The 26,720-nt window shown below is 70.1% G+C and carries 28 protein-coding genes; 16 read left to right on the top strand and 12 right to left on the bottom strand.

All coding sequences use genetic code 11. The features are described from left to right. Positions 1-244 precede the first annotated feature (244 nt). The 6 genes from AB0O44_RS07270 to AB0O44_RS07245 all read left to right on the top strand — a co-directional run bounded on the left by AB0O44_RS07270 (position 245) and on the right by AB0O44_RS07245 (position 5,285). On the top strand, positions 245-1,063 hold the full coding sequence (locus tag AB0O44_RS07270) for a DeoR/GlpR family DNA-binding transcription regulator (protein ID WP_364136044.1): 819 nt from the start codon (positions 245-247) through the stop codon (positions 1,061-1,063). Continuing rightward, positions 1,060-2,046, top strand: coding sequence for a hexose kinase (locus tag AB0O44_RS07265; RefSeq protein WP_290256949.1), 987 nt, complete (start codon positions 1,060-1,062; stop codon positions 2,044-2,046). The genes AB0O44_RS07270 and AB0O44_RS07265 overlap by 4 nt, the downstream gene beginning before the upstream one ends. A 2-nt stretch (positions 2,047-2,048) precedes the next feature. Next, positions 2,049-4,103: a fructose-specific PTS transporter subunit EIIC gene (locus AB0O44_RS07260; protein WP_364136041.1), complete on the top strand. Its 2,055-nt coding sequence runs from the start codon at positions 2,049-2,051 to the stop codon at positions 4,101-4,103. 46 nt (positions 4,104-4,149) lie between these two features. Beyond that, positions 4,150-4,428: an HPr family phosphocarrier protein gene (locus AB0O44_RS07255; protein WP_364136038.1), complete on the top strand. Its 279-nt coding sequence runs from the start codon at positions 4,150-4,152 to the stop codon at positions 4,426-4,428. 112 nt (positions 4,429-4,540) lie between these two features. Next, positions 4,541-4,846: a hypothetical protein gene (locus AB0O44_RS07250; protein ID WP_364136035.1), complete on the top strand. Its 306-nt coding sequence runs from the start codon at positions 4,541-4,543 to the stop codon at positions 4,844-4,846. A 151-nt stretch (positions 4,847-4,997) separates the two neighbouring features. Beyond that, positions 4,998-5,285 (top strand): Rho termination factor N-terminal domain-containing protein, encoded by a 288-nt coding sequence (locus AB0O44_RS07245; protein WP_364136032.1) that lies wholly within the window; start codon positions 4,998-5,000, stop codon positions 5,283-5,285. A gap of 36 nt (positions 5,286-5,321) precedes the next feature. Here the strand turns inward: AB0O44_RS07245 and AB0O44_RS07240 are convergent, their stop codons facing one another. Next, complete coding sequence (locus AB0O44_RS07240) at positions 5,322-6,449, bottom strand: Ku protein (protein WP_364136029.1); 1,128 nt, start codon at positions 6,447-6,449, stop codon at positions 5,322-5,324. A gap of 40 nt (positions 6,450-6,489) precedes the next feature. Here AB0O44_RS07240 and AB0O44_RS07235 point away from each other — a divergent pair, with 40 nt between their 5' ends. After that, complete coding sequence (locus AB0O44_RS07235; protein ID WP_364136026.1) at positions 6,490-8,979, top strand: ATP-dependent DNA ligase; 2,490 nt, start codon at positions 6,490-6,492, stop codon at positions 8,977-8,979. A gap of 102 nt (positions 8,980-9,081) precedes the next feature. Further along, complete coding sequence (locus AB0O44_RS07230) at positions 9,082-10,383, top strand: amidohydrolase (RefSeq protein WP_364136023.1); 1,302 nt, start codon at positions 9,082-9,084, stop codon at positions 10,381-10,383. A gap of 29 nt (positions 10,384-10,412) precedes the next feature. Here the strand turns inward: AB0O44_RS07230 and AB0O44_RS07225 are convergent, their stop codons facing one another. Next, complete coding sequence (locus AB0O44_RS07225) at positions 10,413-10,670, bottom strand: hypothetical protein (protein ID WP_364136020.1); 258 nt, start codon at positions 10,668-10,670, stop codon at positions 10,413-10,415. Between the two features lie 79 nt (positions 10,671-10,749). Here AB0O44_RS07225 and AB0O44_RS07220 point away from each other — a divergent pair, with 79 nt between their 5' ends. The 3 genes from AB0O44_RS07220 (at position 10,750) to AB0O44_RS07210 (ending at position 14,323) form a co-directional block, all read left to right on the top strand. After that, positions 10,750-11,241: a GNAT family N-acetyltransferase gene (locus AB0O44_RS07220; RefSeq protein ID WP_364136017.1), complete on the top strand. Its 492-nt coding sequence runs from the start codon at positions 10,750-10,752 to the stop codon at positions 11,239-11,241. Between the two features lie 256 nt (positions 11,242-11,497). Beyond that, positions 11,498-13,081 carry an MFS transporter gene (locus tag AB0O44_RS07215; RefSeq protein WP_364136014.1) on the top strand — a complete coding sequence of 528 codons (1,584 nt, stop codon included), beginning with the start codon at positions 11,498-11,500 and terminating at the stop codon, positions 13,079-13,081. Positions 13,082-13,258: 177 nt separating this feature from the next. Next, positions 13,259-14,323 carry an FUSC family protein gene (locus AB0O44_RS07210; RefSeq protein ID WP_364136012.1) on the top strand — a complete coding sequence of 355 codons (1,065 nt, stop codon included), beginning with the start codon at positions 13,259-13,261 and terminating at the stop codon, positions 14,321-14,323. On the opposite strand, the gene AB0O44_RS07205 is transcribed toward AB0O44_RS07210, so the two are convergent. The 9 genes from AB0O44_RS07205 to AB0O44_RS07165 form a co-directional block, all read right to left on the bottom strand. After that, complete coding sequence (locus AB0O44_RS07205) at positions 14,316-15,101, bottom strand: SDR family oxidoreductase (protein WP_364136009.1); 786 nt, start codon at positions 15,099-15,101, stop codon at positions 14,316-14,318. The genes AB0O44_RS07210 and AB0O44_RS07205 overlap by 8 nt on opposite strands. Positions 15,102-15,178: 77 nt before the next feature. Continuing rightward, positions 15,179-16,060, bottom strand: a complete 882-nt coding sequence (locus tag AB0O44_RS07200; RefSeq protein WP_364136006.1) for a hypothetical protein — start codon at positions 16,058-16,060, stop codon at positions 15,179-15,181. A gap of 83 nt (positions 16,061-16,143) precedes the next feature. Next, positions 16,144-16,488 carry a GNAT family N-acetyltransferase gene (locus AB0O44_RS07195; RefSeq protein WP_364136003.1) on the bottom strand — a complete coding sequence of 115 codons (345 nt, stop codon included), beginning with the start codon at positions 16,486-16,488 and terminating at the stop codon, positions 16,144-16,146. Continuing rightward, positions 16,485-17,819 (bottom strand): acyltransferase, encoded by a 1,335-nt coding sequence (locus AB0O44_RS07190; RefSeq protein WP_364136000.1) that lies wholly within the window; start codon positions 17,817-17,819, stop codon positions 16,485-16,487. Before AB0O44_RS07190 ends, AB0O44_RS07195 begins: the two co-directional genes overlap by 4 nt. Before the next feature lie 102 nt (positions 17,820-17,921). Beyond that, positions 17,922-18,326 (bottom strand): DUF1304 domain-containing protein, encoded by a 405-nt coding sequence (locus AB0O44_RS07185; RefSeq protein WP_364135997.1) that lies wholly within the window; start codon positions 18,324-18,326, stop codon positions 17,922-17,924. A gap of 57 nt (positions 18,327-18,383) precedes the next feature. Beyond that, on the bottom strand, positions 18,384-19,256 hold the full coding sequence (locus AB0O44_RS07180; RefSeq protein ID WP_364135994.1) for a class II fructose-bisphosphate aldolase: 873 nt from the start codon (positions 19,254-19,256) through the stop codon (positions 18,384-18,386). Beyond that, positions 19,256-20,722 carry a GntP family transporter gene (locus tag AB0O44_RS07175; RefSeq protein WP_364135991.1) on the bottom strand — a complete coding sequence of 489 codons (1,467 nt, stop codon included), beginning with the start codon at positions 20,720-20,722 and terminating at the stop codon, positions 19,256-19,258. Before AB0O44_RS07175 ends, AB0O44_RS07180 begins: the two co-directional genes overlap by 1 nt. Before the next feature lie 86 nt (positions 20,723-20,808). Beyond that, positions 20,809-21,702, bottom strand: coding sequence for an NAD(P)-dependent oxidoreductase (locus AB0O44_RS07170; RefSeq protein ID WP_364135988.1), 894 nt, complete (start codon positions 21,700-21,702; stop codon positions 20,809-20,811). 29 nt (positions 21,703-21,731) lie between these two features. Further along, positions 21,732-23,219 (bottom strand): four-carbon acid sugar kinase family protein, encoded by a 1,488-nt coding sequence (locus AB0O44_RS07165; RefSeq protein ID WP_364135985.1) that lies wholly within the window; start codon positions 23,217-23,219, stop codon positions 21,732-21,734. A 169-nt stretch (positions 23,220-23,388) separates the two neighbouring features. On the opposite strand from AB0O44_RS07165, the gene AB0O44_RS07160 reads away from it, so the two are divergent. Further along, positions 23,389-24,099, top strand: a complete 711-nt coding sequence (locus tag AB0O44_RS07160; RefSeq protein WP_290256970.1) for a FadR/GntR family transcriptional regulator — start codon at positions 23,389-23,391, stop codon at positions 24,097-24,099. A 50-nt stretch (positions 24,100-24,149) separates the two neighbouring features. Here the strand turns inward: AB0O44_RS07160 and AB0O44_RS07155 are convergent, their stop codons facing one another. Next, entirely contained in the window at positions 24,150-24,407 is a 258-nt protein-coding gene (locus AB0O44_RS07155) for a metal-sensitive transcriptional regulator (protein ID WP_290256971.1), read from the bottom strand. A gap of 220 nt (positions 24,408-24,627) precedes the next feature. Between AB0O44_RS07155 and AB0O44_RS07150 the strand changes: the two genes are divergently transcribed. The 4 genes from AB0O44_RS07150 (at position 24,628) to AB0O44_RS07135 (ending at position 26,671) form a co-directional block, all read left to right on the top strand. Beyond that, positions 24,628-25,404: an SGNH/GDSL hydrolase family protein gene (locus AB0O44_RS07150; RefSeq protein ID WP_290257298.1), complete on the top strand. Its 777-nt coding sequence runs from the start codon at positions 24,628-24,630 to the stop codon at positions 25,402-25,404. Between the two features lie 90 nt (positions 25,405-25,494). Beyond that, entirely contained in the window at positions 25,495-25,704 is a 210-nt protein-coding gene (locus AB0O44_RS07145) for a dodecin (RefSeq protein WP_290256972.1), read from the top strand. Between the two features lie 174 nt (positions 25,705-25,878). Next, positions 25,879-26,142 (top strand): GlsB/YeaQ/YmgE family stress response membrane protein, encoded by a 264-nt coding sequence (locus tag AB0O44_RS07140; protein WP_290256973.1) that lies wholly within the window; start codon positions 25,879-25,881, stop codon positions 26,140-26,142. Between the two features lie 124 nt (positions 26,143-26,266). Beyond that, positions 26,267-26,671 (top strand): YtxH domain-containing protein, encoded by a 405-nt coding sequence (locus AB0O44_RS07135; RefSeq protein ID WP_364135980.1) that lies wholly within the window; start codon positions 26,267-26,269, stop codon positions 26,669-26,671. Positions 26,672-26,720: the final 49 nt, after the last annotated feature.

Raw genomic sequence — 26,720 nt, 5'->3', positions numbered from 1 at the left:
CCCGGATGCCGGGCCGGACCCCACAGGTCCGGCCCGGCATCCGGCATTTAAGCAGCATCCGCCCCACCCCTCCGGGCCCCGCCACCGAAACCTCCACACCAACGTTCTTTGTTCTTGTGGTTTTTCGTTGACAAAGCCACATGATCAAAGATAAAGTCAATCAATTCCACTTTGATGTGACAGCGGTCACCGAAGTCGGGACCAGCAGGATCCGCAGCCACGTCAACGCCGCAATGGAGGGCAAGTGTTCGCCGAGGAACGCCAGCAACTGATCGTTGAGCTCGTGGCCGCCAGCGGCCGGGCCAGCGTGACGGACCTCGCCGAGCGCTTCAGCATCACCACCGAAACCGTGCGCCGCGACCTGGCCGCCCTCGAGGCCGCCGGCAGCGTCCGCCGGGTCCACGGCGGCGCCGTCTCCCCCGAACGGATCAGCACCACCGAGGAGAGCATCCTCGAACGCACGGTCCAGCGACCCTCGGAGAAGACCCGGATCGCCTCGGCGGCCCTGGCCCTGATCCCCGAGGACCGTTCCGGCAGCATCCTGATCGACGCCGGCTCCACCACCGAGGCCCTAGCCGGCATGCTGGCCGCCCGCTCGGCGGCAGGCACCACCGGAACCGGCGCCGGCAGCAACGGTGCCGACGCCGAACTCGTCGTCATCACCCACGCCCTGCCGATCGCGGCCAGGCTCTCCGGCGAGACCGGCATCGCCCTGCACCTGCTCGGCGGCAAGGTCCGCGGCCTGACCCAGGCCGCCGTCGGCCAGTCCACCGTGGAGGCCGCCGGCCGGATCCGGCCGGACATCGCCTTCATCGGCACCAACGGCATCTCCGCGGCCTTCGGGCTGAGTACTCCCGATCCTGAAGAAGCAGCCGTCAAGGCCGCCTTCGTCCGCTCGGCACGCCGGATCGTGGTGCTGGCCGACTCCTCCAAGCTGGACGCGGAAACGCTGGTCCAGTTCGCCTCCCTGAAAGATCTGGACACCGTGATCACCAACTCGAACCCCAGTCCGGCCCTCGCGGCCGCACTCTCGGATGCCGGAGTGGAGGTGGTGGTCGCATGATCGTCACCCTCACCGCCAACCCCAGCCTGGACCGCACCGTCGCCCTCCCGGGTCCCCTGCAGCGCGGCGAAGTCCAGCGCGCCCTCTCCGTCCGGCAGGAATCCGGCGGCAAGGGCGTCAACGTCTCCCGGGCCCTCGTGGCCTCCGGGTTGAAGACCCTCGCCGTGCTCCCGGGCGCGGAGGCCGACCCGGTCCTGGCCGGGCTCCGGGACACCGAGGTACCCTTCGCCGCCCTGCCGATCGGGGAACCGCTGCGCAGCAACGTGGCCCTCACCGAACCCGGCGGCGTCACCACCAAGATCAACGAACCCGGCCCGGTTCTGAGCGCCGAACAGCAGGAGGCCCTGATCGGGCTGCTGCTGGACTCCGCCCGCGGCGCCAGCTGGGTGGTCCTGGCCGGCTCACTCCCGCCCGGAGTCCCGGCCGATTTCTACGCCACCGTCACCCGGCGGCTGCGCTCCACCCACGACGGCTCCGAGGCACCCCTCATCGCCGTCGACTCCTCCGGCGAACCCCTCGCCGCAGCGGTCTCCGGCGACCCCCTCGGCATGCCGGACCTGCTCAAGCCCAACGCCGAGGAACTGGCGGAACTGGCTGCAGCGGCCGGCTTCGCCACTGACAAGTCCGCCGAGGAGCTCGAGGCCGATCCGGAGGCAGCCGCCACGGCCGCCGCCGCCGTCGTCCGCTCCGGGGTGGGTGCCGTACTCGCCACACTCGGTTCCAAGGGTGCGGTCCTTGTGACGGCCGACGGCGCGTGGCTCGCCACGCACCCGCCGGTCACCGCGGTCAGCACGGTGGGCGCCGGCGATTCGTCGCTGGCCGGCTACCTGCTCGCCGCAAGCCAGGGCGCCGCCCCGGCTGATTGCCTTCGTCAGGCGGTGGCCCACGGTGCCGCCGCCGCCTCCCTGCCCGGCTCCCGAGTCCCGGCAGTGCACCAAACCACCCCCGATGCCGTAACCATCACGGCCCTGACAAAGGATTGACAGTGACCCAGCTCATCACTCCCGAACTGGTCGAGCTCGACCAGAATCTCGGCACTTCACCCGAGGACGTGATCCGGCACCTGGCAGGCAAGGTTGCAGCCAACGGACGCGCCACCGAGGTCGAGGGCCTCTTCGCCGACGCCTTCGCCCGTGAGTCCAAGACCGCCACCGGCGTGCCCGGCGGCATCGCCATCCCGCACTGCCGCTCGACGGCGGTCACGGAGGCCACGCTGGCCATGGCCCGCCTCTCCAACCCGGTCAACTTCGGCGCCAAGGACGGCCCCGCGGACCTGATCTTCTTCATCGCCGCCCCGGAAGGCGCCGACCAGGAGCACCTGAAGCTGCTCTCCAAGCTCGCCCGGTCCCTGATCAAAAAGGACTTCACCGCCGCCCTCCGCGCCGCGTCCAGCCAGGCCGAGGTCGTGGAACTGGTCGAGGGTGCCCTGGCCGACAAGCCCGCCGCCCACGCGGCAACTCCCGCCGAACCGGCAGCCGCAGCCACCGGCGCCGCTGCCGCTGGCACCGCCGGTACTGCGCGTGCCAAGCGCCTCGTCGCCGTCACCGCCTGCCCCACCGGCATCGCCCACACCTATATGGCCGCCGACTCCCTCGTCGCCGCGGCCAAGGAGGTCGGCGTCGACCTGCAGGTCGAGACGCAGGGTTCCTCGGGCGCCAAGGCCCTCGACCCGGCCGTGATCGCCGCTGCCGACGCCGTGATCTTCGCGGTCGACGTCGACGTCCGCGGCAAGGAGCGCTTCGCCGGCAAGCCCGTCATCAACGCCCCGGTCAAGCGCGGCATCGACGAGCCGGACAAGATGGTCCAGGAGGCCCTCGCCGCCGCGGACAACCCCAACGCCCGCCGCGTCCCGCACTTCGGTGCGGAGGAACAGGCCGAGCACGAGGCCGAGGAGCGCGGCGAGCACGTCGGCCAGAAACTGAAGAAGGCCCTGCTCACCGGCGTCAGCTACATGATCCCGTTCGTCGCCGGCGGCGGCCTGCTGATCGCCCTGGGCTTCCTCATGGGCGGCTACCTGATCACGAAGTTCGCGGACAACATCGTCCTGCAGAACTCCCTCTTCAACCTGCCCACCCAGTACCCGGACAACGCCTGGGGCCCGCTGGGCGCCTACCTCGGTGCCGTCCTGTTCAAGATCGGCGCCCTCTCGCTGGGCTTCCTGGTCCCGGCGCTGGCCGGTTACATCGCCTACGCGATCGCCGACCGTCCGGGCATCGCCCCCGGCTTCGTCGCGGGCGCCGTCGCAGGCTTCATGGGTGCCGGCTTCCTCGGCGGCATCGTCGGCGGCCTGCTGGCCGGCTACATCGCCCTCGTCATCGGCCGCCTGCAGGTGGCCCGCTGGCTGCGCGGCCTGATGCCCGTGGTGATCATCCCGCTGGTTGCCTCGCTGGTGGCCTCCGGCCTGATGTTCGTCATCCTCGGCGGCCCGATCGTGGCCATCACCAACGGCCTGAACTCCTGGCTCTCCGGACTGACCGGCGCCGGCGCGATCGCCCTCGGCGTGATCCTCGGCCTGATGATGTGCTTCGACCTCGGCGGCCCGGTCAACAAGGTTGCCTACTCGTTCGCCGTCGCCGGCCTCGGCGCCGCCTCGATCGACAACCAGGCCCCGTGGCAGATCATGGCCGCCGTGATGGCCTCCGGCATGGTTCCGCCGCTGGCCATGGCCCTGGCCTCGACCGTCCTGAACAAGAAGCTCTTCAGCCTGGCCGAGCAGGAAAACGGCAAGGCCGCCTGGCTGCTGGGTGCCTCGTTCATCTCCGAAGGCGCCATCCCGTTCGCCGCGGCCGACCCGCTGCGCGTCATCCCCGCCAGCATGCTCGGCGGGGCGGTGACCGGCGCCATCTCGATGGCGGCCGGCGTCGGATCCAAGGCCCCGCACGGCGGACTCTTCGTCTTCTTCGCCATCGACAACTTCCTGATGTTCGTCGTTGCGATCGCCGTCGGCACCGTGGTTACCGCCCTGTCGGTGATCGCGCTGAAGCGCTGGGCAGTCAAGAAGACCGTTGATACGGTGGAACCGGTCCCCGTCACCGTCTGAGCCGGTTCACCACAGACCATTCCACGCTGAAAATCTAGGAGCAACAATGACCGAACGTAACGCCACCATCGCCAGCCGCGTGGGCCTGCACGCCCGCCCGGCCGCCATCTTCGCCGAGGCCGCGGGCGAGTTCGATCTGGAGATCACCATCGCCCGGCTCGGCGAACCCGCGGACGAGGCCATGGACGCCGCCAGCATCCTCTCGCTGATGAGCCTGGGCGCCTCGCACGGCGAGGTTGTGGTGTTGCGTGCCGAAGGCGACGGCGCCGACGCCGCCCTCGACCGCCTGGTCCAGATCCTCGAAACGGACCACGACGCCGAGTAGTCACCGACGCCGGAAGGCCGCCGCCTCCTCCCCTTGCGGGACGGAGCGGCGGCCTTCCGCTTTTATGCCCGGGCTTCCTTGGGATGCAAGGCGGCGGAGCTAGGCTGGGGCCATGACTTCGGGGGAATCTCATCCGGCCGGCTCGCGCTTTCGCTGGCAATTACTCCTAGTGCCGCTCCTTGGGATGGCAGCCATCGCCGCCGGGATTGCCGCACTCCAAGCACCACGCCGGAGTGCAGGCTGGTTTGCCTATGCTCCGCTGGCCGACCAGGCATTCTTCTCGGGCGACTTCATCCTGATGGACGACCAGGCCCGTGCGGGTTACCTGCTGGTCGGGGCGGGACTACTCACACTGGCTTTCTGGCTCGGCTTCCGGCTGGGACGACGCCGCGCAGGTCACCACGGTCCTCGGATGTAACGGGTCCCACGGACGATTGGTCAGCATGCTGACGAAATGCTTGTGTTCGCTATCGCCCGTGGTTAGCGTGGGCAGAAAGGGCGCAGGAGGCCGGCCGGCTCCGGCGCCGCACGGATTCAGGACGGTTCAGGACCGATCAGGAGGAGTAGGCATGCCGACCAAGAAGGGCGCACCGCAGGGCTCCGAGAGCCCAAGCATCAAGGACCCCGAGATGTATGAGGCGCTCCTCGAGGACGGCGCCTCCAAGCAGAAGGCGGCACGGATCTCCAACGCCGCGGCCAAGCGCGGGCGTTCCAACGTGGGCAGCAAGGGCGGCCATTCGGGCGACTATGAGGACTGGACGGTCCCGGAACTGAAGAAGCGCGCCAAGGAAATCGGCCTGACCGGTTACTCGAGCAAGAAGAAGAGCGAGCTCATCTCCGCTCTGCGGAACTCCTAGGCGGTGTCGGCGCTGCCCCCGGCGGCCTCCCCCGGCTTAGGCGCCCTTCCGCGCCGCCGTCTTCGCGGTCCCGGACTTGGCGGCGCTGGTCTTAGCGGCGGCAGTCTTGGTGGCGGCCGTCTTGGTACTGGCAGTTCTGGTCGCGGCAGACTTGGTCCCGGCGGACGTGCCGGCGGCCGACTTCGCGGTGCCCGTCTTCGCGGCCGCGGGTTTGGCTGCGCTGGTCTTGGCGGTGCTGGTCTTGGCGGTGCCAGATTTAGCGGTACCGGTCTTGGCGGTGCCCGCCTTGGCGGCGGCAGTCTTTGTCGTGCCCGACGTGGCCGCACCCCTTGCGGACCCGCCGGACGAGCCCTCGGAGGCTTCGCCGTCGGACCCGCCGCCGCGCTTGCGTTCGATGCTCCGCTTCAGGGCGTCCATCAGGTCGATCACCTCGCCGGTGCCCGCCTCCGCCGCCGGAGCGCCGAAGGTCTCCTCCGTGTCCAGCGAGTCGCCCTGCTCGATCTTGGCGTCGATCAGCTGCCGCAGCTGGAGCTGGTAGTCATCGGTGAACTGCGCCGGATCGAAGTCGGCCGCCATCGAATCGACCAGGGCAGCGGACATCTCCCGCTCCTGGGCGGAGATCCGGACGGTGGTCTCCAGGGCCGGGAAGTTGGCCTCGCGTACTTCGTCGGCCCAGAGCAGGCTCTGCAGGACCAGCACGTCGCCGCGGATCCGCAGGGCGCCCAGACGGGTCTTCTCCCGCAGCGCAAACTGGACCACCGCCACCCGGTCCGTGTCCTCGAGCGCCCGGCGCAGCAGCATGTATGCCTTCGGCGACTTGGCGTCAGGCTCCAGGTAATAGCTCTTCTCGAACATCATCGGGTCCAGCTGGTCGGCGGGGACGAACTGCACCACCTCGATCTCGTGGCTGTTCTCCGCCGGAATGGACTTCAGTTCCTCGCGGCTGAGTATCACCGTCCGGCCGTCGTCCTCGTACGCCTTGTCGATGTCCTCGTAGTCGATGACCTTGCTGCACACCTCGCAGCGGCGCTGGTAGCGGATCCTCCCGCCGTCGGCGTTGTGCACCTGGTGCAGGCTGATGTCGTGATCCTCGGTGGCGCTGTAGACCTTGACGGGGACGTTGACCAGGCCGAACGCTATCGCGCCTTTCCAGATGGCTCTCATGGCTCAAGTGAACACCAGACCGGCACGGAGGTGAAGCCCCGTGGCTGAGGGCAAGGAACGGGTCCGGGTGGACGGACGGGAGCTCACGCTGACCAACCTGGACAAGGTGATGTACCCGGAGACCGGCACCACCAAGGCCGACGTGCTGGCGTACTACGCCGCCGTCGCACCCGTCCTGATCCCGGCCGCCGCGGACCGCCCGGCCACCCGCAAACGCTGGGTGCACGGCGTCGGCACCGCGGACGCGCCCGGCGAGATGTTCTTCCAGAAGAACCTGGACCATTCCACCCCCGGCTGGGTGCCGCGGGCGTCCATCACCCACAAGGACCGCACCGTCCAGTACCCCCTGGTCAACGATCCGGCCACCCTCACGTGGCTGGCCCAAATCGCCGCCTTGGAGATCCACGTGCCGCAGTGGCGGGTGGATTCCGACGGCGATCCGCTGCCCCCGGACCGCCTGGTCCTCGACCTGGACCCGGGAGAGGGCGCGGGCCTGGCCGAATGCGTGGAGGTGGCCACCCTGGCCCGGGCCATCCTCCGGGACGTGGGCCTGGACCCCGTGCCCGTGACCAGCGGCAGCAAGGGCATCCACCTCTATGCCGCCCTGGACGGCACGCAGAGCTCGGACCAGATCGCCGACTTCGCCCACGAACTGGCCCGGGCGCTCGAGGCGGACCACCCGGACCTGGCCGTGAGCGACATGAAGAAGACCCTCCGCGCCGGCAGGGTCCTGGTCGACTGGAGCCAGAACAACGCGGCCAAGACCACGATCGTCCCGTACTCGCTGCGCGGCCGGCTCCGGCCCACCGTCGCCGCCCCCCGCACCTGGCGGGAGCTCGCGGCCCCGACGCTGCACCAGCTGGACTACCGCGAGGTGATGAAGCGGGTGGCCGCCGGCAAGGACCCCTTCGCCGTCATTTCCGGAAGGCACGACGGCGGTGCCTCTGCCGCTGCCCCGGGCGACGGCGGGGACACCGACCCCCGCCTGGAGAAGTACCGCACCAAGCGCGACGCCGCCGCCACCCCGGAACCGTTTACCGCCGAGCGGCACCGCAACCGCGCCGCGGAGGAGACCCTCCGGGAGAGCTTCGTCATCCAGGAACACCACGCCAGCCGGCTGCACTACGACTTCCGGCTGGAGCGCGACGGCGTGCTGGTCTCCTGGGCGCTGCCCAAGGGGGTGCCCGTGGCCAAGGCCAAGAACCACCTGGCGGTGCAGACCGAGGACCACCCGATGGATTACGCGGACTTCGAGGGGACCATCCCCAAGGGCCAGTACGGCGCCGGAACCGTCAGCATCTGGGACCGCGGAACGTACGAGTGCGAGAAGTGGATCGCCGGCAAGGAGGTCATCGCCACGCTCACCGGGCAGGACGGCGGCGGGCTGGGTGGGGCCCGGCGCTTCGCCCTCATCCACACCGGCCAAGCCAAGGACCAGTGGCTGATCCACCTGATGGACGAGGCCAAGGAACACCACGAGGATTCGAATGACGGCGACGGCGGCGCGGCGGGAAACGACGGGCCGGGCCAAGACGGCGGCACGGTCGAGGCCGCCGCCCCGGACCCGGCCCAGCTCTCCCCCATGCTGGCCAGCCCGGGAACGCGCGCGGACCTGACCGACAATGACTGGCAGTTCGAACTGAAGTGGGACGGCGTCCGGGCCCTGGTGCTCGGCGACGCGCAGCGGATCCGCCTGATCAGCCGCAACGGGATCGACATGTCCGCCAGCTACCCCGAGCTGACGGACCGGTCCTGCTGGCCGCCGCAGGACTTCGCCGCCGACGGCGAGATCATCGCCGTCGGCCCGTCCGGGCGGCCCGACTTCGGGCTGCTGCAGGGCCGGATGAAGCTGACCAAGGCCGGCGACGTGGCCAGGGCGCGGGCCGCCACCCCGGTGCGTCTGATGCTGTTCGACCTGCTCACCGACGGCGGCGAGGACCTGCGCCGCCGACCCCTGACATCCCGGCGGAAACGGCTGGATGCCTTCTTCGCGGCCGTATCCCGGGGCGATTGCCCGGTGCAGCTCTCCGAGGTGATCGACGCCGACGTCGGGCATCTGCTCGAGAGCGCGCAGGAACTGGGCCTCGAGGGCATCATGGCCAAGCGCACGGGCGGCCGCTACGTCGGCCAGCGCAGCCGGTCCTGGCTGAAGCTGAAATTCGAGCGGACCCAGGAGGTGGTGGTGGGCGGCTGGCGGCCGGGCAACGGCGGCCGGAGCGACACCGTCGGGTCCCTCCTGGTGGGCATCCCCGACGGTTCGGGACTCCGCTACGTCGGCCGCGTGGGAAGCGGCTTCAGCACCCGCGAGCTCGCCGAGATGCGCCGGACCCTTGACGCGATCCCGCGCAAGACGCCACCCTTCGACGAGGTGCCCGCCGCGGACGCCGCCGACGCGCACTGGGTCTCGGCCAAGCTCGTGGGTGAGGTGACGTTCGGCGAGTGGACGGGCACCGGGAAGCTCCGCCACCCCGTCTGGCGCGGCTGGCGGCTGGACAAAAACCCGGCCGACGTCGTCGTCGAATCCGGCTGACGGGGCCTGAAGCTTTCCAAACCTGCGGCTTTCCAAACCTGCGGCATTCCGAACCTGAGCTTTTCCAACGATGAGCCATTCCAGCAATGAAGGGACCGGACCATGAGCGAGACCAGGCACGACGACCACCAGGAAGCCTCGGAACCCGGTGAGCCCGGAGCCCGGATCACCGCCGGCGCGGCGGGGATCGCGGCATGGCAGGAGGAACTGTACAAAGACCTGCACCGGCACCCCGAACTGGGCCATCAGGAGACCCGGACGGCATCCCTGGCGGCCGGCCTGCTGCGGGACTTCGGCTACGAGGTGCACGAGAACATCGGCTCCACCGGGGTCGTCGGCATCCTGAGCAACGGCGACGGGCCCACCGTGCTGATGCGCGCCGACATGGACGCGCTCCCCATGGCCGAAGACACAGGGCTGCCCTATGCCAGCACGGACACCGCCGCGGACGGCCACGGCGGCACCGTACCGGTGGCCCACGCCTGCGGCCACGACGTGCACGTCGCCTGCCTGCTCGGCGCCGCCCGCCTTATGGCGGAAGGCAAAGCCTCCTGGGCCGGCACCTACATCGCCCTGTTCCAGCCCGCGGAAGAGGTGGCGGATGGGGCGCGGCGGATGGTCGACGCCGGCCTGGCGGACCTGATTCCACGGCCGGACGTGGCGCTGGCCCAACATGTCCTGGCGTTCCCCGCCGGCCAGGTGCGGACCCGGCCGGGCGCGGTCCTCTCCAGCGCGGACAGCGTCAAGATCACGCTCCACGGGCGGGGCGGCCACGGTTCCATGCCCCAGCTCGCCGTGGACCCGGTGGTGCTGGCGGCATCGATTGCCCTACGGCTGCAGACGGTCGTTTCCCGCGAGGTGGCACCCGGAGAGTTCGCCGTCCTGACCATCGGCCGTCTCAGCGCGGGAGCCAAGAGCAACATCATCTCCGACCGGGCAGAGCTGGAACTGAACATCCGCACCTTCAGCCCGGCCACCCGGGAGCAGATCATCGCCGCGGTCCGGCGGATCGTGACCGGCGAGTGCCTGGCCGCCGGGTCCCCGAAGGAGCCGGAGTTCGAGTTCTACGACCACTATCCGCTCACCAATAACGGCGGCGGGGCCACGGCTCGGGTCGACGCCGCCTTCCGCCGGCACTTCGGCGCGCAGGCGTCCGGCCTGGACCGGCAATCCGCCAGCGAGGACTTCAGCGAGATACCCGACGCCCTGGGCACGCCCTACACCTACTGGGGCCTGGGCGGCAGCGACCCGGAAGCGTACGCGGCGGCGGAGTTTGCCGGGACGGTCACGCAGGACATCCCGGCCAACCACTCCCCGCACTTTGCGCCGGTCATTGACCCCACCCTGCGGACCGGAACGACGGCCGCCGTCGTTGCCGCGATGGCCTGGCTCGCCACGGATTAGGGACGGGCCAGCGGCGGCCGCAACCCGTCCTAGTCGTGGTGCGGGATCTGCGGCCGGCTTTGGCGGTGCATGGCGGCGTCGGCCACCTGCTGGCCCTGCTGTGAGTGGACGGAGTCGCGGTCCCTGGGGTGGTGGTGCTTGCCGCTGCCGTCCGGCCACGGGTGGCCGTCCGCCGGCGACGGCGGGGCGGGCCGCTTGATCTCCGGGCCGGGGACCTTGTCCATGGACTGGGTGAGGTGTTGGGCGACCTCCGGCTCAAGCTGCTCTTTCGAGTGATGATCCGCCATGACTCTTCCTTTCCGCGATGAAATGAAGCGTCCCACCATGGTAGGTCTGCCGCCGTCGCCATGTCTCTAGGCTGGGGGCATGGAATACCACCTGCGGCAGGCCACGCCCGCCGACGCCGAAGCCCTGGTCGAGATGCACACGCTGGCCCATGAGGAGTGCTACTCCCACGTCCTCCCGGCGGAGTTCTTCGCAGCCCGCCGCGCCTCCTTGCCGGAGCGGACGGAAAGCCGGCGGCCCTCCCTGGTGGGCCCGTCCGCGCCGGTGATCGCCCTCGACGACGGCGGCCGGATCGTCGGGTTCGCCCACGGCGGCCCCGGACGGGACGAGGACCGGCCGGACCAACGGGAGCTCTACGCGATATACACGCTGCGGGCCGCCTACGGTTCCGGGCTGGGCGCGGCCCTGCTGCACGCCGCCGTCGGCCCCGGCCCGGCCTACCTGTGGGTCCTCGAAGACAACCCCCGGGCGCGGGCCTTCTACGCCCGGCACGGCTTCACGCCGGACGGCACCCGGAAACTGCTCCCCAAGGACTGGTTCGAGCTCCCCGAAATCAGGCTGGAACGGCGGTAAAAGGCCCGAAATCCGGGGCTTCGGGGCGGTCGCGGCCCAATTGTTACCAAACTAATAAGCTCACTGCTTACTTCCCAGTGATGACGCGGAATATGCAGTCACGGCTTCGCGCCCGCCCCGGGCGTCCGGCGGCCGAAAAGGGGCATCCTACGGCACAAAAATCGGAATGACTACGGAAATCCCGTAAAATTGAGAGCCTGCCCAGAGCGGGGCAGCTAGAAGTCGCAAGCAAATGACCTCCACAGGAGCCTCCCAAATGCCCACAGACCGAAGCACGACCGACTCTTCCGCAGGCGTAGCCAACGCCACCGGAACCAACCCTGGCGCACCCGTCGCCGCCAAGAAGCCACGCCTCCGCCGCCGCCGGCTCCGCGAGTCCGACGTCAACGTCGTTGACCAGCCGATGCTGAAGAAGGCCCTCGGCGGAACCATCGTCGGCAACACCATGGAATGGTACGACGTCGGCGTGTTCGGCTACCTGATCACCACCATGGGCCCGGTCTTCCTGCCCGAGGCAGACAAGACCGTCCAGACCCTCTTCCTGCTCGGCACCTTCGCCGCCACGTTCATCGCCCGCCCCCTCGGCGGCGTCGTGTTCGGGTGGCTGGGCGACAAGGTGGGCCGCCAGAAGGTCCTGGCCGCCACCCTGCTGATCATGGCGGCCAGCACCTTCGCCGTCGGCCTGCTCCCGGGCTACGCGCAGATCGGCATCTGGGCCGCCGTGCTGCTGGTGGTCTTCAAGCTCATCCAGGGCTTCTCCACCGGCGGCGAATACGCCGGTGCCACCACCTTCGTCAGCGAATACGCACCGGACAAGCGCCGCGGCTTCTTCGCCAGCTTCCTGGACATGGGCAGCTACCTGGGCTTCGCCCTCGGTGCCGCACTGGTGTCCGTCCTGCAGCTGACCCTGGGCCAGGACACCATGGAGCAGTGGGGCTGGCGCATCCCGTTCCTCGTGGCCGGCCCGCTCGGCGCCGTCGCCGTGTACTTCCGGAGCAAGATCGAGGAATCCCCGCAGTTCCAGGCCACCCTGGATGCCCAGGAGAACCTCGCCAAGGACGCTTCCGCCGCGGATGACGCCGCCTCCAAGGGTCCGGTGGGCATCGTGAAGGCCTACTGGCGCTCGATCATCACCGCCATGATCCTGGTGGCCGCGGCGAACACCGCCGGCTACGCCCTGACCTCCTATATGCCGACCTACCTCACCGAGTCCAAGGGCTACGACGAGGTGCACGGCACCCTGCTGACCATCCCCGTCCTGGTGGTCATGAGCCTCTGCATCCCGCTGACCGGCAAGCTCTCCGACCGGATCGGCCGCCGGCCCGTGCTTTGGATCGGTGCCATCAGCACCGTTGTCCTGGCCACCCCGGCGTTCATGCTGATCGGCGTCGGCGAGATCTGGTCCACCCTGGCGGGCCTGGCGCTGATCGCGTTCCCCGTGACGTTCTACGTCGCCAACCTGGCCTCCGCCCTGCCGGCCCAGTTCCCGACCGCCAGCCGCTACGGCGCCATGGGCATCGCGTACAACTTCTCGGTGGCGATTTTCGGCGGCACTACGCCGTTCATCGTCGCGGCCCTTATCTCGGCCACCGGCAACGACATGATGCCGGCGTACTACCTGATGGCCACTTCGGCGATCGGCGCCGTCGCGATCTACTTCCTGCGCGAATCCGCCCAGATGCCGCTGCCCGGCTCCATGCCGAGCGTGGACACCCAGGCCGAGGCCCGGGAACTGGTCGCCACCCAGGACGAAAACCCTCTGATCGACCTGGAACACATGGATATGCCCCTGGTCGCTGCGGGCGACGCCGACGGCGGCAAGGTCGGCGCGCCGGCCTAGCCACCCCCGGCCGAGCACGCCGGCCCAGCGCCCCGCCCTCCGAGGCCCCTCGCGGGCCGTCCGTCCCCACCGGGGCGGCGGCCACGGCGGGCCTTTGGCGGCTCCGGCCCGCTTCGATTCCATCCCTGGCCGCGCCCCCATCCGTTCTCCACCACCACACCACCGCAGGAGGTCCGCTTGCCGTCCACGCCGCGGTCCTCCCTGCTCCGCCATGCCAAGGGACTGCACTCGCTGGGACCGGCCAACCGGGACCACGCCTCGGCGGTGCGCGTGGCGCTCAGCGTCGCAGTGCCTTCTCTGGCACTGCTGGCCGCCGGGCGGCCGGACCTGATCGTCTACGCCGTCTTTGGGGCCCTGATAGGCATGTACGGCCGCTCCGATCCGCACCAGCTCAGGCTCCGGCACCAATTGCAGGCGGCGCTGGTCCTGGTGGGCGGCCTGGCCGTGGGCGTGCTGCTCTCGGTCAACCACCTGCACTCCTGGACGCTCGTGGCCGTGGAGTCCGGCCTCGCCGCCGTCGGCTCACTCTTCGCGGACCGGGTGAACCTGAAACCGAACGGGCCCTTCTTTGGCCTCCTGGCCCTCGGCGCGTGCGCGTCCATCCCCACCCCCGTGCCGGGACCGGCTGCGGTCCTGATCGGCGCCGGGTCCGCGGCGTTCTCCATCCTGGTCGGCTTCGCCGGCTGGGTCCGCAGCCGGAAATGGGTACGCGGGGCGGGACGGACCGTGCCGCCGCTGCGCGGTTCCCGCCGCCGGGCGGCCTGGATTCACGCCGCCCGGTACCTGGCCGCGGTCGGGGCGGCCGGCAGCATCGGGGTGCTCAGCGGCAGCGGCCACCCGCACTGGGCGATGGCCGCGGCGGCGGTGCCGCTGGCGGGCGCCGACCTGCCGAGCAGCGTCTACCGCGGCCTGCACCGGATTGTGGGCACGCTGCTAGGCCTGCTGGTGGTGGCGGCCGTGCTCTTTCCCTGGGCAGGCTCCCCGCTGCGGTTGTTCCCCGGCAGCGAGACCGCCGCCGTCGCGGTGCTGGTGATCGTGCTGCAGTTCGGTACGGAGCTGTTCATGGCCCGGCACTACGGGCTGGCCATGGTCTTCTTCACCCCCGTGATCCTGCTGATGACCCAGCTCTCCTCCCCCGCCGACCCGCACCTGCTGGTGGCCGAACGGGCGGTGGAGACGCTGCTCGGCGCCTGTGTGGGGATCGCCGTTGTGCTGTTGATCCGCCGCCGGGCCGCTACTTAGCCCGGCGGGGCGGTCCGGCCACGAGCTTCGCCGGCAGCAGCCGCGCGGCCGCGACCAGCGCCTTGTAGCGCCGGCTGGGGATGGACACGCCACGTCCACGGGCGTTGTCCGCCAGGCCCTCACGGACCACCTGTTCAGCGCTCAGCCACATCCAGGACGGCGCCACGGACTTATCCATGCCCATCCGATCGTGAAATTCGGTGTGGGTGAAGCCGGGGCAGACGGCCGTCACTTGTATGCCCCGCGAGACATATGCAATGTTGGCCCACCGGCTGAAGCTCAGCAGCCAGGCCTTCGCGGCCGAGTAGGTTTCCCGCGGCAGGAACGCGGCGACGGAGGCCACATTGATGATTCGGCCGGAGCCCCGCTGGAGCATGCCCTGCAGGGCGGCGTGCGAGAGCTCCATCGCCGTCTCGACGTGGAGCTTGAGGTGGCGCTTCTCGTCCTCGATCGGGTTCTCGGCGAACGAGCGGAGCAGGCCCATGCCGGCATTGTTGACCAGGATCTCCACCGGGCGGGCGGGATCGGCGAGGCGCGCGACGACGGCGGCAACGCCCGTGTCCTCGGTCAGATCGGCCGGGAGCACCTCTGCCGTCACACCGAAGCTGTTCTCCAGCTCCTCGGCGACGGCACGCAGCCGCCCGGCGTCGCGGGCCACGAGGACCAGCCGGTGGCCCTGCCCGGCCAGCTGGCGGGCGAACTCGGCCCCGAGCCCGGCGGTGGCGCCGGTGACCAGGGCAGTGGATGCGGGCGTGGCTCCGGGGGTCTCTGCTGTCATAGCTGAAGCCTAGTCCCGGTCCCGCCTGCAATCAGGCACAAAAGGCTCAGGCAACATCAGACTCGGATAGAAACGGCTCAGGCGGAAATTGGGCCGGCGGCGCGTTCGCCGTCGGGGGTGTCGTCGTTATCCCCGTCGACGGCAGCCCGGAGCGGGTTACGGTCCTGGGTTCGGACGGCCAGTTCGGCCGCGGCGCGTTCGGTGGCCGAGGGATCGGCCTCGTCGAGGTCTTCCCCGGCGAGCATCTCGGCGGCCTGGTCCATGGCGGAGATGTCCTCCGGGGTCAGCTCTGCGGAGGCGTCGGTGGCCAGCCCGGAGGTCAGCTCGGCGGAGCCGGCCCCGGGCAGCCCGTCCTCACGACGGTGGCGGTGCTGCAGCTCCTCGGCGGCAAGGTCATACCAGGTGTGCGCGCCGAAGGAGGGGTGGGTGGTGTCGAGGTGCCTGTACAGGGCGTCGGCCAGCTGGCCGAGGGCGTCGTCGGAGAGTGCCCGCACGGTCGCCGCCGGGTCCAGGGTCCCCTCGAAGTACTGGGCCAGCTCCAGGCCCTGGATGCGCTCCCCGGTCTCCACCGGGTCCTCGTCCACGTCAGCGGTGGTGGACGGCACTTCCAGCCGGTCGTCGCCCAAGGCGCCGGCCTCGTCGTCGTCGGCAAGCTCCCCGGCGGCCGGCCCCACGTGGGCCAGGCAGACCGGCAGGTCCGCCGGCTCCAGCAGTTCCAGCGCAAAACCCTCAGCCCGGGAGGACGAGGATTCCCTCAGGGACAGCAGGATCTCGGGATCGAGGTGGGAGGCGCCGTACAGGTCCAGGGTCACGTCCGCACCGGCGGCAAGGCGGCTGGAACGCCGCATGATGTGCAGCAGGGCGGGGTAGCTGTCCTGGGTGAGGCACCCTGAGGCTTCCAGGGTCACGTGGCCGGTATCGGCATCAACACGGACAAGCACACGCAGTTTGTGGTTCACGGGATACTCCAAAAGACACGTCCGTGAGCCAACTGCATAACTCAGAGCTAACCATACGAGCTTGTTGCCGGGCTCACAAGCTGTCAGGCACCGGCGGGCGGCTGCTCCGGCCAGTCGACGCACTGGTTGTAGGACTCGTGCTTGCGCAGGTAGCGGTAGATGAACGGGCAATGCGGGATGATCCGTTTGCCGGAAGCGACGACGTCGTCCAGGGCGAAGTGCGCCAGCACCTTGGCCAGTCCCCGGCCGGCGAACCGTTCCTCGGTTTCGGTGTGGGTGAAGTCCACGTGGCCCGGGCGGTCGATGTACCGGGCCTGCACGGCTAGCTCGCCGCCGACGTGCAGCTCGTACCGGTGCAGCGCGTCGTTGCGGGTGGTGGTGACGTCCGGGCCAAAGGTGTCTTCGGTTCTTGCCGCGCTCTCGGTCATGGTTCGACCTTGGCATGTATCTCCGGGGGTGGCAATGGGTCCCCCGCACCGTGCCGACCGGGCGCCGGGGCGCGCACCGGTATGCGGCCCAGCAGCAGGGCGGCGAGCGCGAAGCAGGCGGCACCGCCGCCCAGCAGCCCCACGGTCAGTCCGTTGACGGCGGCCTGGACCACCGGCAGGAAGACCACGACGGCGGCGGTGGCCACGGCGGTGGCCGGCCGGGACCGGGGCGGCCCGGGCGCCGTCGGCCGCTCCTCCAGCCTTCCGAAGAGGGCCAGGACGGGCAGCAGCAGGAGGGCGACGGCGAGCAGCAGCAGCGGACGGGTCCACCACCAGGCGGCGCTGCCGCCGGCGGGCAGGGCCAGGCGGGTCAGCAGGAGCAGCCCGGAGAGGGCAGCGATCAGCGGCAAGTGCCAGAGGTAGATGGTCATGGACCGGCGGCCGACGGCGGCGAGGACGGCCCCGACCGGCCGGAGGGCCGCCAGCCGGACCAGCCAGGGCCGCAGCAGCTGCAGGGCCGCGGCCTGTGAGACGGCCAGCAGGAAGAGGGTGAGGTTGGGCGGGTTGAGGTTCACCAGCATGTTCCCCGAGTAGAGGCGCAGCACCACCGCGGCGCCCAGGACGGCGTTGCTGCCGGCCACCAGGCCCAGCAGGGCCGCCGGGCCCAGCCGCAGCGTCCCGTCGGCCAGCAGGAACCCGAGCTGCTGCACGGCACACCAGAGGAACACCATGTTGGCGTACGCCAGGCCGGGCACCGCGCCGCGGAGGCAGTCGACAGCCACCACCAGCGCCACCAGCGCGGCCAGCGTCAGCCACGGGGCCCTCGCATGCAGGGCGGCCAGCCACGGAAGGTTCAACTGCGCGGCCAGGTACGCCGCCAGGAACCACAGCGGCATGCCCGCGCCGCTGGCCAGCAGCTGGACCACCTGCGAGTCCACCCCCGCCAGCCGGGCCGCCCACAGGCCGGTGAACATCATCGCCAGGAGCACCGCGGCCGGGCGGATCAGCCGCAGCAGCCGGGCCTGGACGAATTCGGAGGCCGTTCCGCCGATGGAGCGCAGCCGCCGCCACGAGTAGAGCCCGGTCACGCCCCCGGCCACGAAGAACAGCGGCATCACCTGCAGCACCCACACCACGGGCTCAAACCAGCGTTGGTTGCCGAGGGTGTTCTCCGAGGTGACCGTGCCGTCCGGGTGCAGCACCGGGCTGACCATCAGCGTGTGGCCAACCACCACCAGGGCCAGGCAGAACAGCCGGGCGAGGTCGATCGCCGGATCACGGCCGTCCGTGCTCCGGGTTCCGGTCCCCCGCTGCCCCGAGCCCCCGGTCATGGCGGGGCTACACCGCCCTCACGCTGTCCACAGCACCATTGTGGCCCAGCGCCGCGGGCCGGGGTAAGGGCAGGAAGGGCCGGCGAGCGCGGCCAGGGTGGGCTAGGTGAGGATGGCGGCGAGGCCCAGCACGACGGCGAGCAGCGGCAGGGTGCCCTGGGTGGCGGCGGGGCGGAGGTACTTCCTGCCGCTGAGGGCCAGCACCAGGGCCGCCAGCAGCATCGAGCCGCAGCAGCTGAGGATCAGGGTCCAGCCGACCACGGCGGCGGACGTTCCGGGCCCGCCGAAGGCCACGCAGCCCGCGCCTACGAACGCGCCGATGGCCAGGAACAGGTTGTAGAAGCCCTGGTTGTACGCCATGGGGCGGGTGGTTTCCGCGTCCGCCTGCGAGGCCAGGCCGAACCGCTTCCAGGTCGCGGGCCGGGTCCACTGGAAGGACTCCAGGATGAAGATGTAGACGTGGAGCAGGGCTGCCAGCAGGGCAAAGACGAGGGAGGCCAGGATCATGGGTTGATCCTAGCCTCCCGCCGCTTTGCAGACTTCCTGCGTGGCCGGGTACCCGTGCTACCGGGCCAGGGCGGCCAGGGACGCGGCCGCGAAGCTCCGGGCGGAGCCGGTCCAGTGGCCCAGCAGGCCCTGCAGGTTCTCGCCGTCGGCCCGGTGCGCGGGCAGCTGCTCGGTGAGGGCCTGCAGCACGCCGGTGCGCAGCTCGGTGTTGAAGTTGACCTTGCCCACGTTCATCGCAGCGGCCTTGGCCAGCTCGGAGGCCGGAATCCCGGAGGCGCCGTGAAGCACCAGCGGCACCCGGACCCGCACGGCCACCTCCTGCAGGACGTCCCAGCGCAGCCGGGGCTCGCCGCGGTACTTGCCGTGGACGTTGCCCACGGCCACGGCCAGCAGCCGGGCGCCGGTTCGGGCAACGAAGTCCTCCACCTGGCCGGGATCGGTCAGGCCCGCCTCGCCACCGGCGGCGTTCCCGCCGGCGTCGGGGCCGAAGGCGCGGTCCTCGTCGCCGGCGAGGCCGCCGAGCTCGGCCTCGATCACGACGTCGTCCCTGCCCTGCGCTTCGAGCCGGGCCCGGACGTCCCGGACCAGGGCGATGTTCTCCTCGTAGGGCAGCGCGGAGCCGTCCACCAGCACCGAATCGGCCCCGGCGTCGACGGAATCCAGGATCAGCTGCGGGTCCGCGGCGTGGTCCAGCTGGACCGCGACGGGGACGCCGGCGTCGTCGGCCAGGCCGCGGAGCGCCGTGATCAGCCGCAACCCCTCGGGGGTCCCCGCGGTCTTCGGCGCGACCAGCAGGATGATGCCCCGCCCGGCCTCCTCCGCCGCGCCCACCACGGCCAGCGCCGTCGTGAAGTCATAGCAGGTGAAGGCCGGGACGGCCGAGCCCTGCTGCAGGGCGCCGGCGACCAGGGTGTCCAGACGGGTACGCATCAGGCGCTGAGGCCCGAGACCAGGAGCCAGGCCACGAAGGTCAGCGCGAAGCCGGCCACGCCCAGCACGGTGGTCAGCACGGTCCAGGTGCGCAGGCCGTCGGCGACGGTGAGGCCGTAGTAGCGGACCACCACCCAGAAGCCGGCGTCGGTGACGTGGGACAGTCCGAGCGAACCGAAGCCGATCGCGATGACCAGCACCGCGATCTGTGCCGGGGTGTAGCCGCCGGAGGCGACAGCGGAGGACAGCAGGCCGGAGGTGGTCACGATCGCCACGGTGGCCGAGCCCTGCGCGGCGCGGAGTGCCAGGGAGATGATGAAGCCCAGCAGCAGCAGCGGCACGCCGAGCGTGTCGAGGGTCTGGGAGAGGGCCTGGCCGATGCCGGAGACCTGCAGGACGCTGCCGAACACGCCGCCGGCGGCCACCACCATGAGGATCGAGGCGATAGGGGGCAGCGCGTCCTCGAAGATTTCACCGGTCTCGGTCAGCGACCAGCGGCGGCGGACGGCGAGCAGGAAGAAGCAGAGCGCCACGGCCACCAACAGGGCGAAGAACGGGTTGCCGACGAAGGATGCGACGCCGTACCAGGCGCTGCTCTTGGCGATGGTGAGGGTGCCGACCGTGCCGAGCAGGATCAGGACGATAGGGGTGGCGATCAGGAAGATGATCAGGCCCGGCCGCGGCGGGGCGACGGCGGCGGCGCCGGGACCGTCGTGGCCCACCTTCACCAGGGACTTGGTGCCGAACTCATCCACCTGGGTCTTGACCGCGGGCAGCAGTTCGTAGTCCTTGCGGTTCATGATCGAGGCCACCCAGTAGGACAGGAAGCCCAGCGGGACGCAGATGACCAGGGAGATCAGGGCGATCAGGCCGATGTCGGCGCCGAAGACGCCCGCGCCGGCCACGATGCCCGGGTGCGGCGGGACGGCGACGTGGATGGCCAGCATGATGCCGGCCATCGGCAGCCCGAACTTCACCGGGTGGACCTTGGCGATCTTGGCGAAGGCGTAGACGATCGGCACGAGGACGATGATGCCGACCTCGAAGAACACGGGGATGGCGACGAGGAAGCCGACGGCGGTGAGGGCCACGGCCACGCGCTTGGCACCGAGTTTCGCGGTGAAGTGGTCCGCGAGGGACTGCACGCCGCCGGAGACCTCGATCATGCGGCCGAGGATGGCGCCGAGGGCGATCAGCAGCGCGACCTTGCCCATGGTGCTGCCGACACCGTTGGAGACGACCGTGAAGACGTCCTTGAGCGGGATCTGGGCGGCGACGGCCACCAGGATGCTGACCGTCAGGAGTGCCACGAAGGCCTGGATCTTGAAGCGGATAATCAGCACCAGCAGGAGGGCGACGCCGGCGGCGGCGATGGTCAGCAGCAGCGGAGTGCCCAGCTCCACGGCCGGTTTGATGACGGGCGCGTCAGCCGCGCCCACCATCAGGGAATTGAGCAGGGGGTTCATCGGGGGTGTCTCCTTTGACAGGCGGGAGGGAGGGTCCGGCCGCGGCGTTGGGGGCCGCCGCGGCCGGGGTCGGGGGGTCGGAAGGCTTAGGCGGTGCGCTTTGCGGGGGCGACGACCTTGATGACGGCCGAGTCGTCCTCGGCGGCGAGGCCCTGGGCCTGACCGAGGAGGTAGAGCTGTTCGGCGGCGGCGGCGACCGGCGCGGCGAGCCCGGCGGCGCGGGTGGCCTTGCCGACGATGCCCATGTCCTTGACGAAGATGTCCAGGCGGCTGAGCACCTCCGCGCCGTCCTCGGTATAGGCCTCGAGGATGCGGGGGCCGCGGTTGGAGAGCATGAAGGACCCGGCGGCGCCGGCCTCGAGGGCGGCGAGGGTCTTCGCCTGGTCCAGGCCCAGGGCGTCGGCCAGGGCCATCGCCTCGGCCGCGGCGGCGATGTGAACGCCACACAGCAGCTGGTTCACGGTCTTGAGCGCCTGACCGTCGCCGGGCTTGTCGCCCACCACAGTCAGGGTGGAGGCGAGCAGTTCCAACACCGGGCGGGCGGCTTCCAGTGCGGCGGGTTCGGCGCCGACGACGATCAGCAGGTCGCCCTCGCCGGCGCGCTTCGGGCCGCCGGAGAGCGGGGCGTCCACCAGGCTGACGCCGTACTCGGCCAGCCGGGCCACGGTGGCGGGAACGGCGTCGGTGCCCACGGTGCTGCCGAGGATGACGACGGAGCCGGGCTTGAGGACCCCGGCGACGCCGGTGGCGCCGAAGAGGACCTCGTCCAGCTGTTCGCCGTTGCGCACGGCCAGCAGCAGCGCGTCGGCGCCCTCGGCGGCCTCACGGGCGGAGCCGAAGGTGCGGACGCCGGCCTCTTCGGCGAGCCGCAGGCGGGGCTCGGCGATGTCGAAGCCGTGGACGGTCAGTTCCGTGGCCAGCCGGGCTGCCATCGGCAGGCCCATGGCGCCGAGGCCGAGGACGGTGACTTGGTAGTTCATGGTTTTCTCCGTTGAAAGGGTGCGGCTGGTTAGAAGGTGGCGCTGAGTTTGCGCGTGACCTGGGCGAGGGATTCGTCGTCGCCGACATTTCCGGCGAAGACGACGTACGGGATCCCCTTGGCGGGTCCGTCGACCGGCTCCCAGAGGGAGACGATGCCCGGGAGCATGGGGCCGCGGACGATCGCGCGGCGGATTTCGAGGCCGTGGGCGGCCACGTCCGAGGAGGTGATCCCGCCCTTGGCGATCACGAAGCGGGGCGGGAAGGTCTTCAGCGTCCGGTTGACGACCGCGACGACGGCGGCCGAGACGGTACGGGCGATCCGCAGGCTCTCCGCGGCGTCGTCGGCCTTGATCAGGAGGCGACTGGTGTGCAGGATGACGTCCGCGCCGTGCAGCGCGTCGACGACGTGGGCGACCGTGGCGTCCAGGTGCGCCTCTGCGCGGCCGTCCAGGAGCTGTTCGACGTCGATCTCCACGATCCGGGCCGACCCGTGCTGGGCGGTCAGGGCGTTGAGCTGGCGGGTGGTGACGCCCACGTGCGAACCCACCACGATCAGGCCGCCGGCCTCGGAGGGCTGGTTGCCGGCGTAGGCCTCGGCGCCGGTGAGTTCGGTGCGGATTTCCTGCCCGATCCGGGCGCGGACGAACGGCGGGCCGACGCGGTAGAGCAGCTTCTTGCCGCGGCGTTCTGCCTCCTGCAGGCCCAGGGAGAGGAGCCGGAGGTCGTTCTCGGAGACGATGTCCGCCACGATCGGGGTGGAGTCGACGGCGGCGTCGATGGCGTCCGCGATGGCGCGGGCCGAGGCCTGCGGGTCCCCGGCCCGGATGGTGTCCAGGTCCAGGACGATCACGGAGCCGGCGCTGAAGCGGCCGCCGGACTTTTCCTCAACGTAGCGGGCGAGCTCGGAGTTGGCGAAGCCGAAGCTGGCGTCGCGGGCGAACTCGGTGTCCGCCACCGGGGTGAGGCGGCCGGGGCCGCCGGCACGCATGTAGTGCACCCCGCCGATCGTGACGCGGCCGGCGTCCGGGAAGGCCGGGACGATCACGACGCCGTCTGTGGCCCCGCCGTCGACGGCGCTGACGGTGGCGGCGATGACGTCCGGCTCCAGCGGGTAGTGACCGCGGAGGGTGGAATCGCTGCGGCTGACGAAGCCCACGCTCAGTGACTCGGCCTGCGCGGCGGCGAGCGCGTTGCGGACGATTTCCTCGTTGCGGGCGGCGGCCTCGGCCGGGTCCAGGCTGCGGGTGTTGGTCAGGACGTAGACGGCGTCCGCGGGACGGCCGTTGATGCGGTGGGAGAAGGCCCAGGCGAAGTCCTCCATCTCCCACCGGGTCAGGACGGGGAGGTCGGCGACGGACTGGGTGCCGGTGGGGTCATCATCCAGCACCACGAGGGTGCGGGGGCCCGCCGCGGCGGCTGCGGCCACGCCGTCGGCCACCAAGGCTGCCGGTACCGGGACCTCCGCCGGGAAGGCGGCCAGGACATCTGCCTCTAAGGGCTCTGCTGCTATGGGCACGTGCACTCCATTGTGGAAACTCTGTTGCGGTGGAATCTGCGCGGCTGGTCTCCAACCGCATTTGTAAGATGTCTGACATCTAACAAGTGAGTGTTAGTGTGGCATAAGGCACAGAGACGCGCAAGTAGACTTGTCGGGCACGCGTGTGGATGACGTTGGACGGGGAGATTTGGCTAGGAAATCGCTGGTAGGCGTCGTGGCCGACGAGCTGCTGGACCGCATCATCGCCGGCGAGTTCCCGCCCGGCTCCCCGGTCCCGGGCGAGCTCGAGCTGAGCGCGCGGCACGACGTGAGCCGGATGACCGTCCGTGAGGCGATCAAGACCCTGGAGGCCCAGCACATCCTGAGCGTCGAGCGCGGGCGGGGCACGTTCGTCAACCCGCTGAGCCGCTGGGCATCGCTGGAGGCCGTGCTGCGCGCGGCCTCGGAGGGCACCAACGACGCCGCCACGGCGGTCCAGCTCATCGAACTGCGGCGGATGCTGGAATCGGGGGCCTGCGAACTGGCGGCCTCGCGGATCAGCGACGCCGACCTGGACACCCTCCGCGGCCAGGTGGAGTCAATGCGCGCCGCCCACGAACACCACGACGTCGCGGCCTTCGTGGCCGCGGACCTCGCCTTCCACGACCTGATCCTGCGCGCCTCGGAGAATGTTTTCGCCGCGGTGCTGTTCGCGCCGTTGCACCGGGTCCTTGAGAGGCGCCGGACCCAGACCTCCGAGGTGCGTGAGATCCAGGCCCATGCGATCGAGCACCACGGAAAAATTGCGGCGGCGCTGGCCACCCGCGACCCACGGCTTGCGCGCGACGCTATGGACGCCCACATGCAGCAGACGCTGGATGACCTGCGGACCTACGTGCTGGCGGCCCCGGCGGGCTGACGCCGCCCGATGGCCGCCCAATGGCCGGGCTATCGGCGCCCCAAGCCTGTTTAGGCCAGGGAGAGGAAGAGCTTCTCCAGTTCGGCGCGGTCCAGGCTGGGGTCCTCCTGCTGCATGCACTGCTGCAGGCCGGTGGCGATGATGGAGAAGCCGGCCTTGTCGAGGGCGCTGGAGACGGCCGCGAGCTGGGTCACGACGCTCTTGCAGTCGCGGCCCTCCTCGAGCATGCGGGTCACGGCGGCAAGCTGGCCCTGGGCGCGGCGAAGCCGGTTAATGACGGACTTCATGTCCGTGGGATCGAGTTCCATGGGAGCCTCCCGGAAAAGTGGTGGATTACCGTCTATCATATACCCCCTGCCGTATCATGCATACCCCCGGCAGGTATCGGGAATCCTCCCCGTGGGGGCCGAAAGTACCTTGCCCCGGCGTCGGTCCGGGCGTATTTCTGAGCTTGTGAACTCGGCAGCATTCCTCGATCCGGCACTCCCCTTCGGCAACGACGCGCCGGGCGGCGGCCACTGGAAGCGGCTGGTATCCCTGGGTGACTCGTTCACCGCCGGCCTGGGGGACCCTGAACCGGGCAGTCCCGGCGGCATCCGCGGCTGGGCGGACCGGATTGCGGAGGAGCTCGCCGCCCTCCGTGCCGACTTTTCCTACGCCAATCTCGCCGTCAGCGGCCTGGTGCTGCAGGAGATCGTCGACCTGCAGTTGGAGCGGGCCATCGCGCTGCAGCCGGATCTGGTGACGCTCTCCGCGGGCGGCAACGACCTGGTCTTCCACCGCCGCGACCCGGACCGTCTCGCCGTCGACTTGGACGCCGCCGTCGCCGCCCTGTCCGCCACGGGGGCGACCGTGGTGATCTTCACCGGCCCCGACTGGGGCCACACGCCCGTTTTTGGCCGCATCCGCGGGAAGGTGGCGGTGTTCAACGAGAACATTCGGACCATCGCGGCACGCCACCATGGCGTGATCGCGGACCTGTGGACCATGCGGGAACTCAGCGATCCGCGGATGTGGGACCCGGACCGGCTGCATTTTTCGCCGCTGGGCCACCACACCATTGCGGGCATGGTGCTGGACACCCTGCAGGTTCCGCACACCTTGGTGCCGCTGCGACCCAAGCCGCTGCCCGCGCCCGGCTGGCGCCAGACCCGCACCGAGGACCTGTCCTGGGCGACGCACTATCTGTTTCCGTGGATGGCCCAGCGGCTCCGGCCGCACCCGCCCGAGAGCCCGGCCGCGCCGAAGCGCCCGGACCCCGGCCCGGTACTGCGGGTGACCGCTTCCCCCGCCGGCAGCCCCTAGTCCGGGGCGGTCCGGTCCGCTAGCCTGCAGGGACGGCCCCCGGCCGCCGCGGCCGGGTCAACGGACCGACGACGATCCCGAGGAGCGAAGATGTCCAACCACACCTACAGCATTTCCGAAATAGTCGGCACCTCGACGGAGGGCGTCGATGCGGCCGTCCGTAACGGCATCGCCGAGGCCGCCAAGACCCTGCGCAACCTGGACTGGTTTGAGGTCAAGGAGATCCGCGGACACCTGGAAAACAACGAGGTGGCCGACTGGCAGGTCACCATCAAACTCGGCTTCCGGCTGGAGCGCTGACCCGTCGTCCTGCCGTGCTTTCTGCTGGACGCCTGCTAACGATTGCATCTCCCTTGCGGCGATTTCCTCCGCCCGGGTGGCAATTTGATAGTAAGCATGATTAGTATTTACCCAGAAGGACGAAGCGCACCCGGCAACCCGGGTGTCTCCTCAACAGAAAGCGAAGGACAGCAAATGGGTATTCTCGGATTTCTGATTCTGGGTCTCATCGCCGGCGCAATCGCCAAGGCCATCCTGCCGGGCCGTCAGGGCGGCGGATGGGTCATCACGATGGTCCTCGGCGTTGTTGGCGCCCTCTTGGGCGGCTTCATCGGCAGCGCAATCTTCGGCACCGGTCTGCAGGACTTCTTCTCGCTGACCACTTGGCTGCTGGCGATCGTTGGTTCGATCATCGTTTTGCTCATCTACGGCATGATCACCCGCCGTTCGCACCGCTAAGTCGGAGCACCAGGAACCGGCTCCGGGATTTACTCCCGGGGCCGGTTTTTTGTTCCCGGATATCCACCGGGGGTTGTAAAACCACCGCGAATATCCACCAATCAGCACGGATTAGGAGCGCAGTATGAAGAACAAACTTGTTTTCGGCACAGGCCTTGCCGCCGGCTACATCCTGGGGTCCCGCTCGGGCCGCGCCGCGTACGAGAAGCTGAAGACCCGCGCGTCGGAACTCTGGCAAAGCAAGCCGGTGCAGGACGGCGTCTCCGCGGCCGCTGAAGCGGTCAAGGACAAGGCCCCGGAAGTATCGGGCCAGCTGGCCGAGGCGGCCCGCCGCGCCGGAACGGTCATCACCTCCAAGGTCCACCACGACGGCTCAGCGGACGACGGCGCCACGAACGCAGCCGACGCCGCCTCTCGTGAGGACACCGCCACGGCAGAACCCACGGGCGCAATCCCGGCGCACAGCACCCACGTGGGCACCCCGAACCTCGGCACCGACGAGGCGCCGAAGCACGTCACGCCGAACTAGGCCGCAGCTAGCGGTTTTCGCTGCGGTTTCGGAGAGGCCTCGACTGCCG

This window comes from Arthrobacter sp. NPDC080082, assembly GCF_040686595.1.
Taxonomy (GTDB): domain Bacteria; phylum Actinomycetota; class Actinomycetes; order Actinomycetales; family Micrococcaceae; genus Arthrobacter.
The sequence above is the reverse complement of the archived record's forward strand: the minus strand, read 5'-3'. Positions and strand labels throughout refer to the sequence as shown.